Annotated in this window: 9 protein-coding genes and 1 pseudogene; 7 read left to right on the forward strand and 3 right to left on the reverse strand. The window is 65.2% G+C overall.

Features of this window, described 5'->3' with window-relative positions:
* Positions 1-412: pseudogene (locus A5906_RS43860) on the reverse strand (mandelate racemase/muconate lactonizing enzyme family protein); the annotation flags it as partial.
* A 178-nt stretch (positions 413-590) separates the two neighbouring features.
* Between A5906_RS43860 and A5906_RS05190 the strand changes: the two are divergent.
* The 4 genes from A5906_RS05190 (at position 591) to A5906_RS05205 (ending at position 4861) form a co-directional block, all read left to right on the forward strand.
* On the forward strand, positions 591-1424 hold the full coding sequence (locus tag A5906_RS05190; RefSeq protein ID WP_080134201.1) for an AraC family transcriptional regulator: 834 nt from the start codon (positions 591-593) through the stop codon (positions 1422-1424).
* A 135-nt stretch (positions 1425-1559) separates the two neighbouring features.
* Entirely contained in the window at positions 1560-2486 is a 927-nt protein-coding gene (locus A5906_RS05195) for an SMP-30/gluconolactonase/LRE family protein (protein ID WP_080134202.1), read from the forward strand.
* Between the two features lie 118 nt (positions 2487-2604).
* Complete coding sequence (locus A5906_RS05200) at positions 2605-3198, forward strand: GNAT family N-acetyltransferase (protein ID WP_080134203.1); 594 nt, start codon at positions 2605-2607, stop codon at positions 3196-3198.
* Between the two features lie 16 nt (positions 3199-3214).
* On the forward strand, positions 3215-4861 hold the full coding sequence (locus A5906_RS05205) for a GMC family oxidoreductase (protein ID WP_080134204.1): 1647 nt from the start codon (positions 3215-3217) through the stop codon (positions 4859-4861).
* Between the two features lie 1075 nt (positions 4862-5936).
* Here the strand turns inward: A5906_RS05205 and A5906_RS05210 are convergent.
* A complete protein-coding gene (locus A5906_RS05210) occupies positions 5937-6779 on the reverse strand; it encodes an AAA family ATPase (protein WP_080134205.1) in 843 nt (280 codons plus the stop codon).
* A 107-nt stretch (positions 6780-6886) separates the two neighbouring features.
* Positions 6887-7132: a GlsB/YeaQ/YmgE family stress response membrane protein gene (locus A5906_RS05215; protein WP_080134206.1), complete on the reverse strand. Its 246-nt coding sequence runs from the start codon at positions 7130-7132 to the stop codon at positions 6887-6889.
* Positions 7133-7255: 123 nt separating this feature from the next.
* On the opposite strand from A5906_RS05215, the gene A5906_RS05220 reads away from it, so the two are divergent.
* From A5906_RS05220 to sseA, 3 genes are all read left to right on the forward strand, one after another.
* Positions 7256-8431, forward strand: a complete 1176-nt coding sequence (locus tag A5906_RS05220; RefSeq protein WP_080134207.1) for a vWA domain-containing protein — start codon at positions 7256-7258, stop codon at positions 8429-8431.
* Between the two features lie 105 nt (positions 8432-8536).
* Positions 8537-8950, forward strand: coding sequence for a rhodanese-like domain-containing protein (locus tag A5906_RS05225; RefSeq protein WP_080134208.1), 414 nt, complete (start codon positions 8537-8539; stop codon positions 8948-8950).
* Between the two features lie 152 nt (positions 8951-9102).
* On the forward strand, positions 9103-9870 hold a 768-nt coding region (sseA, locus tag A5906_RS05230; protein ID WP_080134209.1), incomplete at its 3' end, for a 3-mercaptopyruvate sulfurtransferase.

Below are 9870 nucleotides of genomic sequence, written 5' to 3' on the forward strand. Positions count from 1 at the left end.
CGGCCGGGCGCCTGATCTCGCCGAGCAGACGGTGCAACGGCAGGCCCTTGATCTTCGCGGCGAGGTCCCACAGCGCGATGTCGAGGCCGGAGATCGCGAACATGGTGATGCCGTAGCGGCCAAACAGATGCAGATTGCGCTGGATCTGCTCCATCACCGCGGGAATGCCGGCGGCGTCAGGAACCTCGAGGCCGATGGCCTGCGGCGCGATCATCTCCTCGACGGCGCTGCGCGTGGTGCGGGGGCTGACATAGGCGAAGGCATCGCCCCAGCCGGTCAGCCCGGCATCGGTCGTGACCTCGACGATCACCATGTCGAGGGCGGTGATGGCGGAGGCGCCCTGGCGGAAGCTCGCAACACCGGCGTCATAGGGGATGCGGATATGGTGCGCCCGCACATCGGTGATCTTCATGCTGCGGTTCCTCCTGCTTTCTTGTGAGCGGTTCTGAGTTGTCGAATGTAGGCACGAACGCCCGCACGTTGCCAGCGGCAGTTCCGGCGCTATCCTCCTCGAGGACCGCAACGCCGATCAAGCGAAGCCGCCGGCCTTCCGTGCATCATGGCCCTGCTTCGAACGAGGTCCGACCATCATGAATCCAGCCCAGCGCGCGCTCTGGTACATCGAGAGTCATCTGGCCGAGCCGATGACGCTCGACGAGATCGCTGCGGTCGCGGGCGTGTCACGGTTCCACCTGGTGCGTGCGTTTGCCGCAGCCACCGGCCTGCCGGCGATGCGCTACGTGCGCGCGCGGCGGCTGACGGAGGCCGCGCGCAGCCTTGCCAACGGCGCGCCCGACATCCTGTCGCTGGCGCTGGAGGCGGATTACGGCTCGCACGAGGCATTCACCCGCGCGTTCCGCGACCAGTTCGGCACCACGCCCGAAGCGGTGCGGACCGCGACCAGCACCGGCCATCTCAATCTACAGGAGCCGATCCTCATGGACTCCACCATATCCGACACCCTTGCTGCACCGCGTTTCGAAACCGCAAAGGCCTTCCTCGTCGCCGGCCCCACTGAGCGCATCTCCTGCGACAACGGCGCCATCATCCCGGGCCTGTGGCAACGCTTTCATCAGGAGGTTGCCGACATTCCCGCGCGTGTTGGGAACGTCGCCTATGGCGTCTGCTGCAATGGCGATGATGCCGGCAATTTCGACTACATCGCCGGCGTCGAGATCGCCGACTTCTCCGACCTGCCGCGCCGCTTCGGTCGTGTCCGCATCCCTGAGCAGCGCTACGCGGTGTTCACTCACACCGACCACGTCGCCTCGGTCCGGCGCACCGTCAACACGATCTGGAATCAATGGCTGCCCGCATCTCGCCTGAAGGCCGCGGACGCGCCGAGTTTCGAGCGTTACGACGAGAAATTCGATCCCGCGACCGGCAATGGCGGCTTCGAAATCTGGATACCAGTGAGAGAGTAAGCTGCAAGGCTGGCATACCATTCCGCTTGCTTGGCAAGCCCCGGTGACTTTGTCATAACCGCTGGCAAATCTTGCGTGTGGGGCCCGTGCCGGACATCCCGTGCAAGCCATAACAAGCAGCCGGGAGGGTCTCACATGTCCAACGTCCGCGTCCTCGCCACCGACCTCGAATTTCCCGAAGGGCCGGTCGTGATGCCGGACGGCTCGGTGGTGCTGGTGGAGATCCGCGGCCAGCGCCTGACCCGCGTCTACCCCGACGGCCGCAAGGAGATCGTCGCGAAAATCCCGGGCGGGCCGAATGGTGCCGCGCTCGGCCCCGACGGCAAGATCTACATCTGCAACAATGGCGGCTTCTCCTGGATCCCGACCGGCAACATGATCATGCCCGGCCCGCAGCCGGGGGATTATCTCGGCGGCTCGATCCAGCGCGTCGACCTGCAATCGGGCAAGGTCGAGACCGTCGTGACCAGATGCGGCGAGCACGATCTGCGCGGGCCGAACGATCTCGTGTTCGACAGGCAGGGCGGGCTCTGGTTCTCCGACCTCGGCAAGCGCCGCGCGCGCGAGATGGATGTCGGCGGCATCTATTACCTCAAGCCCGGCATGACCGAGATCGTCGAAATCGTGCACGGCGTGCTGCCGGCCAACGGCATTGGCCTGTCCCCGGACGAGAACACCGTCTACATCGCGGAGACGCCGACGGGCCGTCTCTGGGCCTATGAGCTCTCCGCGCCGGGTACGCTGAAGCCGCGCGAGGTGATCTATCGCGGCGAGCGCGGAAAACCGATCTGCGGCCTCGGCGGCTACCAGATGTTCGATTCGCTCGCGGTCGAGGCTAATGGCAATGTCTGTGTCGCCACCCTCGTCTCCGGCTGCATCTCGGTGATCGCACCCGACGGCACGCTGGTCGAGCAGGTCCCGACCGGCGACCGCGTCACCACCAATATCGCCTTCGGCGGCCCTGGGCTGAAGACCGCCTACATCACGCTGTCGGGCAAGGGTGAGCTGGTCGCCATGGACTGGCCGCGCGGCGGTTTGCCTCTTAATTTCCTAAACAAGTAAACGGTGCTAGTGACCGTCATTGCGAGCGAAGCGAAGCAATCCAGGAATGCCCCCGCGGTGACAGTCTGGATTGCTTCGTCGCTTCGCTCCGCGCAATGACATACGGAGAGAGACTTCAATGCCCTGGCCCGATCCCATCACCCTGCGTGGACAGCACGCCCGTCTCGAGCCGCTGTCGCATCAGCATCGCGAGGCGCTGGTCGAGGCCGTCAAGGACGGCGAGCTGTCAAAACTCTGGTACACCGCGATCCCGCAGCCGGAGAACATGGGCAAGGAGATCGACCGCCGTCTCGGCCTGCAGGCTGCCGGCTCGATGCTGCCCTTCACCGTGTTCGACGCCGGCGGCAACATCGTCGGCATGACCACCTACATGAACATCGATGCCACCAACCGCCGCGTCGAGATCGGCGCGACCTGGTACGGCAAGAGCGCGCAGCGCGGTCCGCTCAACACGCAGTGCAAGCTGCTGCTGCTCCGGCACGCCTTCGAGACGCTGAACTGCATCGCGGTCGAGTTCCGCACGCACTTCTTCAACCACCAGAGCCGCCGGGCCATCGAGCGTCTCGGCGCCAAGCAGGACGGCATTCTGCGCAGCCATCAGGTCGCGCCGAACGGCACGCTGCGCGACACGGTCGTCTACAGCATCACCGCCGCCGAATGGCCGACGGTGCAGGCGCATCTCGAATATCAACTCAACGACAAGCCGCGCTAGGGGCGGCCGAGGGACCATGGATAGATTTGATTATGTGATCGTCGGCGCGGGCTCCGCCGGTTGCGTGCTTGCCAGCCGGCTCAGCGAAGACCCTGCTGTCAGCGTCTGCGTGCTCGAGGCGGGCCCTTCCGACTGGCACCCCTACATCCATCTGCCGGCGGGTTTCATAAAAACCTTCCACATGAAGAGCATCAACTGGGCCTACCAGCAGGAGCCCGGACCCTACACCGGCGGTCGCAGCATCTACGCGCCGCGCGGCAAGACGCTCGGCGGCTCGTCCTCGATCAACGGCCACATCTACAACCGCGGCCAGCGCATGGACTTCGACACCTGGGCGCAGATGGGCAATCGCGGCTGGGGCTATGCCGACGTGCTGCCCTACTTCCGGCGGCTGGAAAAGCGCGTGGGCGAGGGCGAGGACACCTATCGCGGCCGCGAGGGCAAGCTCATCGTCACCACGATGGACTGGCGCGATCCGCTCTGCGAGGCCTTCATGGAAGGGGCGGTCTCGCTCGGCATTCCGCGCAACCCCGATTACAACGGCAAGACCCAGGAAGGCGTCTCCTACTGCCAGCGCACCATCGAGAACGGCCTGCGCGTCTCCGGCGCGACCGCCTTCCTCAAGCCGGCGATGAAACGGCCCAACCTGCATGTGCACACGCACGCGCATGCGACCGAAATCATCTTCGAGGGCAAGCGCGCCGTCGGCGTGCGCTACAGCAAGGGCGGCCGCGGCGGTACGCCGGTCGAAGTGCGCGCCAACAAGGAGGTGATCCTCTCCGGCGGCACCTATAATTCGCCGCAGCTCTTGCAGCTCTCCGGCATCGGCTCGCCGGATCTGCTGCAGCAGCACGGCATCGCCGTCCGTCACGCGCTGCCCGTCGGCGAAGGTCTTCAGGACCATTACGCCCCGCGCACGGTGGCGCGGGTCAAGGACATCAAGACCATCAACGAGCTCCGCCGCGGCTGGCGGCTCTGGGTCGAAGCCGCGAAATGGGCGACCGCGCGGCGCGGCCTGCTGTCGCTGTCGCCGACCATGGTCTATTGCTTCTGGCATTCCGGCGAGAGCGCGGAGAGCTCCGATCTCCAGCTCACCTTCACGCCGGCGTCCTACAAGGAAGGCGTGCAGGGCCAGCTCGAGGACGAGCCGGGCATGACGGTCGCCTCGTGGCAGCAGCGCCCCGAGAGCCGCGGCTATGTCCGCATCCGCTCCATCGATCCGTTCGCGCCGCCGATCATCCAGACCAACTATCTCGACGCCGAGCTCGACCGCCGCGTCATCGTCGGCGGCATGAAGCTCGCGCGGCGCCTGCTGAAGAGTGCGCCGCTCTCGCCCTATTACGCCTACGAGGATTTCCCCGGCCCCAACGTCAACACCGACGACGAATTCCTGCACGCCGCCACCGAGCGCGGCACCACCACCTTCCACCCCGGCTGCACCTGCCGCATGGGCCCGGCGGATTCGACCTGGGCGGTCGTCGACGACCAGCTCCGCGTCCACGGCCTCGAAGGCCTCCGCGTCATCGACGCCTCGGTCATGCCGCGCATGATCTCGGCGAACCTGAATGCGTCAACAATGATGATCGCCGACCGCGCCTCGGACCTGATCCGCGGCAAGCAGCCGATGGAAGCCGCGCGGATTCCGGACGCGGCGGTGGCGTAGGATGGTCTCGTGCCCCGGACGCAGCGCAGCGCTTCTTCAGCGGTGCGCTGCAGAGCCGGGGCCCATGTCTCCGAGCAATCTGCGTCGCCTTCTGGGTCCCGGCTCTGCGCAGCAGCGCTGCACGCTGCGCGCCCGGGACACGGAGAGCGCTGGATGCAGTCCCGACGTGTCCCGTCGGGCAAAACACCCGCATCCCGTCAACCCCGCCCCGCGAAAATATTCCACTTTACCGAAATTCGGAATTGCGGCATAAGTCGAAGCAGCCCGGCCCACGAAGAGGGGCGGTTCGCGAGTCGTTCGAAACGCGGGCCGGGTTGCGGTGGACGCGGCAGCGTCGGCACGATTGAGTGCGGGCAGGGCGGGTAGTCCCTGTGAGCCCGAAACCGCGTGCGGACGAACGGCGCTGAATGCGTACGGCAAAACCGTGTGGTCCTGGCCGTCGTTGCTACGGTCAAGCCTTTCGCGGAGATGCGCGCGAGCCCAACCGGGCAGACGGCATCGTCAATTCGCGAGGCGAGGGAGGCCAGAGGGAATTCGGCTCCCGGGAGAGCACGGCATAAGCCGTCCGACCATCGCGCAGGGAAGGCCGAGTGATCGGCGACACCTGTATGCTGCTGTGCGGTTCCTTTGCGCTACCTTTCGCGCAGCGGACCGCGGGTGCCAGTCGGCACCCGGCCTTCCCTGCGCCCTCTTTCACAGGAGGACGAGGATAGATGCAAAGCTCGGGCGAGATGCGCCGCGAGGATGCGAAGGCGTGTCTGCGGGTCAGCGTGCGAGTTGATGGGCCGCGGCTGCGCCGCTTGCTCCGTCATTGCGAGGAGCCCTTGCGACGAAGCAATCCAGACTGTCGCCGCCGAGGGATTCTGGATTGCTTCGCTGCGCTCGCAATGACGATGGGGAAGCAGGCGCGTGCCACATCCTCACTGTCATCGCCCGGCTCGGCCGGGCGATCCGGTATTCCAGAGGCGCTTGTGATTGAGCCGAGAAGCTGCGGCGTACTGGATGCCCCGGTCAAGCCGGGGCATGACACCGGTGGTGGGGACGCAGCGGAGCGCTATCGCGAGCGAACCCGCCCCTACACTTCCCGTCGGCTCAGGAACGCCAGCCGCTCGAACAAATGCACATCCTGCTCGTTCTTCAGCAGCGCGCCGTGCAGCGGCGGGATCAGCTTGCGCGGGTCGCGCTCGCGCAGCTGCTCGACGCTCATGTCCTCGTTGAGCAGCAGCTTGAGCCAGTCCAGAAGCTCGGACGTGGAGGGCTTCTTCTTCAGGCCGGGCACCTCCCGTACCTCGAAGAAGATACGCAGCGCTTCCTCGACCAGGCGCTTCTTGATGCCGGGGAAGTGGACGTCGACGATGCGGCCCATCGTGTCGGCGTCGGGGAACTTGATGTAGTGGAAGAAGCAGCGGCGGAGAAAAGCGTCCGGCAGCTCCTTCTCGTTGTTGGAGGTGATCATCATGATCGGGCGCTGCTTCGCCTTGATCGTCTCGCCGGTCTCGTAGACATGGAATTCCATGCGGTCGAGCTCGAGCAGCAAATCGTTCGGGAATTCGATGTCGGCCTTGTCGATCTCGTCGATCAGGAGCACCGGGCGCTGCTCGGCCGTGAAGGCCTCCCACAGCTTGCCGCGCTTGATGTAGTTCCTGATGTCGGAGACGCGGGCATCGCCGAGCTGGCTGTCGCGCAGGCGCGACACCGCGTCGTATTCGTAGAGCCCCTGCTGCGCCTTGGTGGTGGACTTGATGTGCCAGGTGAGCAGCGGCGCGTTCAGCGCCTTCGCCACTTCCTCCGCCAGCACCGTCTTGCCGGTGCCGGGCTCGCCCTTCACCAGGAGCGGGCGTTCGAGCACGATCGAGGCATTGACGGCGACCTTGAGATCGTCGGTCGCAACGTAGTCCTTGGTGCCGGTAAATTTCATTGGGCGTCCTTGTTGGTCGTCGTCGCGAGGCGGTTGCCAATTGCATCGCCCTGGTCACGACAAGCGAACGGCCGCTCGCGGCGGCCGTTCCTGGTTCGGTCAGGCTTTCAGACCCGTTTTATCAGCGAAAGGATGACCAGCACAATCACCGCGCCGATCGTGGCGTCCACGATGGCGCCGATCGTGCCGGTGGCCAGGCCGATGTGCAGCTGTGGCAGCACCCAGCTCGCCACCAGAGCGCCGATGATGCCGACGACAATGTTGCCGACCAGCCCAAATCCCGCCCCGTGGACAATCTTGCCGGCAAGCCAGCCTGCGATCGCGCCGATGATGAGCGCTGCGAGAATTCCCATTGCAAACGTCCCCAAAACAACCCCTTGAGGCGGTCAATTCTAGAGCAAAAAGCCTCGCGGTCCAGCGCTCAAGGACGGCCTGCGCCCCTTGACGTTGGCGACCCGACGGGCAATCTGTCACCCATGTTCCTGCAATTCTTCACCTCTCTGCGCGACGCGCAGGTCCCCGTGACGCTGCGCGAATACCTCACGCTGATGGAGGCGCTCGACGCCGACCTCGCGGACTACACGGTCGAGAATTTCTACTACCTGTCGCGCGCCTCGCTGGTGAAGGACGAGCGCAACCTCGACAAGTTCGACCGCGTCTTCGGCACGGTGTTCAAGGGGCTGGAAAGCCTGCTCGACGCTATGGAGAAGGCGGAGATCCCCGAGGAATGGCTGAAGAAGCTCGCGGAAAAATACCTGACGGAAGAAGAGAAGAAGCAGATCGAGGCCATGGGCTGGGACAAGCTCATGGAGACCCTTAAGAAGCGCCTCGAGGAGCAGAAGGGCCGGCACCAGGGCGGCTCGAAGTGGATCGGCACCGCCGGCACCTCGCCATTTGGTGCCCACGGTTACAATCCCGAAGGCGTGCGCATCGGCCAGGAGAAGAACCGCAACAACCGCGCCGTGAAGGTGTGGGACAAGCGCGAGTTCAAGGATCTCGACGGCAATGTCGAGCTCGGCATCCGCAACATCAAGGTGGCGCTGCGGCGCCTGCGCAAATTCGCGCGCACCGGCGCGCCCGATGAGCTCGATCTCGACACCACGATCCGCGAGACCGCCAATCACGGTTATCTCGACGTGCACATGCGCCCCGAGCGGCGCAATGCGGTGAAGCTGCTGGTGTTCTTCGATATCGGCGGCTCGATGGATGCGCATATCGAGCAGGTCGAGGAGCTGTTCTCGGCGGCGAAGAGCGAGTTCAAGCACATGGAGTATTTCTACTTCCACAACTGCCTCTATGAAGGCGTGTGGAAGCAGAACAAGCGCCGCTTCACCGACCGCACCCCGACCTGGGACGTGCTGCACAAATATCCGCACGACTACAAGGTCGTGTTCGTCGGCGACGCCTCGATGTCGCCTTACGAGATCATGGTGCCCGGCGGCTCGGTCGAGCATGTCAACGAGGAGCCCGGCTCGGTCTGGCTCGACCGCATCATCCGCACCTATCCGCATGCGGTGTGGCTGAACCCCGTGCAGCAGAAGCACTGGGACTATTCGGAATCGACCACCATCATCAAACGCATCTTCGCCAACCGGATGTACCCGATCACCATCGAAGGGCTGGAGGGCGCGATGAAGGAATTGACGCACTGATTGCTGTCATTCCGGGGCGCGCGCAGCGCGAACCCGGAATCTCGAGGTTCCGGGTTCGACGCTTCGCATCGCCCCGGAACGACGGAAGACAAGAGGGAGAACCATATGCCCCAAACCATCACTCGCGGCATCAAGGCGCTGATCGACGAGGCCAATGCAGAGATCGAGACGCTCACCGCCAAGGATGCCATCGAGATCTCCAAGAACGGCGACGTCGTCATCGTCGACATCCGCGATCCCCGCGAGATCGAGCGCGACGGCCGCATCCCCGGCGCCTTCGCCTGCACCCGCGGCATGCTGGAATTCTGGATCGATCCGCAGAGTCCCTACGCCAAGCCGATCTTCCAGGAGGACAAGAAGTTCGTCTTCCACTGCGCCGGGGGCCTGCGCTCCGCGCTCGCCGCCAAGACCGCGCAGGACATGGGCCTCAAGCCCGTCGCCCACATCGCCGGCGGCTACGCCGCCTGGCGCGATGCCGGTGGGCCGACTGAAGCGTGGGAGCCGAAGAAGAAGGGCTAACTCTCTCCCGTCGTCATTCGGGGGCGCGCGAAGCGCGAACTATGATGCGCAATTGCGCATCTGAGAATCCATTCATCCACCGACTCACATCAGCCGCACGATGGATTCCGGGCTCCCGTCCGGCGCCCCGGAATGACCACAAGGAAATATCGATGACCGCCACCGACCCCCTCGTCTCCACCGAATGGCTCGCCGCCCGCATGGGCGACGCCAACGTCAAGATCCTCGACGCCAGCTTCAAGCTGCCGGGCGTGCTGCCGCTGCCGAAGGACGATTACCTCGCCGCGCACCTGCCCGGCGCTGTGTTCTTCGACGTCGATGCGGTGTCGGATCACTCCAACCCGCTGCCGCACATGTATCCGAGCGCCGAGCAGTTCGGCCGCGATGTCGGTGGTCTCGGCATCTCCAACGCCGATACCGTCGTGCTCTACGATGCCGGCGGCTGGGTCGCCGCGCCGCGCGCGTGGTGGATGTTCCTGGCCTTCGGCCACAAGGATGTGCGTATCCTCAATGGCGGCCTGAAGAAGTGGCGTGCCGAAGGCCGTCCGGTTGAGAGCGGCGAGGTGAAGCCCAAGCTTGCGACGTTCAACGCGACCTACGATTCCAAGCGCGTGCGCAGCATGCAGCAGCTGATCGCCAACGTCGAAAGCCGGGCCGAACAGGTGATCGATGCGCGCGCCGCCGATCGTTTCGAGGGCCGCGCGCCCGAGCCGCGGCCGGGCATCCGCTCCGGCCACATCCCGGGCGCCCGCAACGTGCCCTACAATCTGCTGTTCGATGCCGCGACCGGTGAGATGAAGCCGCTCGACGATCTGCGCGCCGCCTTCACCGGCGCCGGCGTCAAGCTCGATGCGCCGATCGTGACGAGCTGCGGCTCGGGCGTGTCCGCGGGCGTGCTGACGCTCGCGCTGTACCGGCTC

The sequence above is a fragment of the Bradyrhizobium sacchari genome (genome assembly GCF_002068095.1).
Taxonomy (GTDB): domain Bacteria; phylum Pseudomonadota; class Alphaproteobacteria; order Rhizobiales; family Xanthobacteraceae; genus Bradyrhizobium; species Bradyrhizobium sacchari.

Bases quoted from the DNA above. Each gene is read 5' to 3' on its own strand.
- A5906_RS05190 (WP_080134201.1), top strand. From the start codon at position 591: ATGAATCCAGCCCAGCGCGCGCTCTGGTACATCGAGAGTCATCTGGCC.
- A5906_RS05195 (WP_080134202.1), top strand. From the start codon at position 1,560: ATGTCCAACGTCCGCGTCCTCGCCACCGACCTCGAATTTCCCGAAGGG.
- A5906_RS05200 (WP_080134203.1), top strand. From the start codon at position 2,605: ATGCCCTGGCCCGATCCCATCACCCTGCGTGGACAGCACGCCCGTCTC.
- A5906_RS05205 (WP_080134204.1), top strand. From the start codon at position 3,215: ATGGATAGATTTGATTATGTGATCGTCGGCGCGGGCTCCGCCGGTTGC.
- A5906_RS05210 (WP_080134205.1), bottom strand. From the start codon at position 6,779: ATGAAATTTACCGGCACCAAGGACTACGTTGCGACCGACGATCTCAAG.
- A5906_RS05215 (WP_080134206.1), bottom strand. From the start codon at position 7,132: ATGGGAATTCTCGCAGCGCTCATCATCGGCGCGATCGCAGGCTGGCTT.
- A5906_RS05220 (WP_080134207.1), top strand. From the start codon at position 7,256: ATGTTCCTGCAATTCTTCACCTCTCTGCGCGACGCGCAGGTCCCCGTG.
- A5906_RS05225 (WP_080134208.1), top strand. From the start codon at position 8,537: ATGCCCCAAACCATCACTCGCGGCATCAAGGCGCTGATCGACGAGGCC.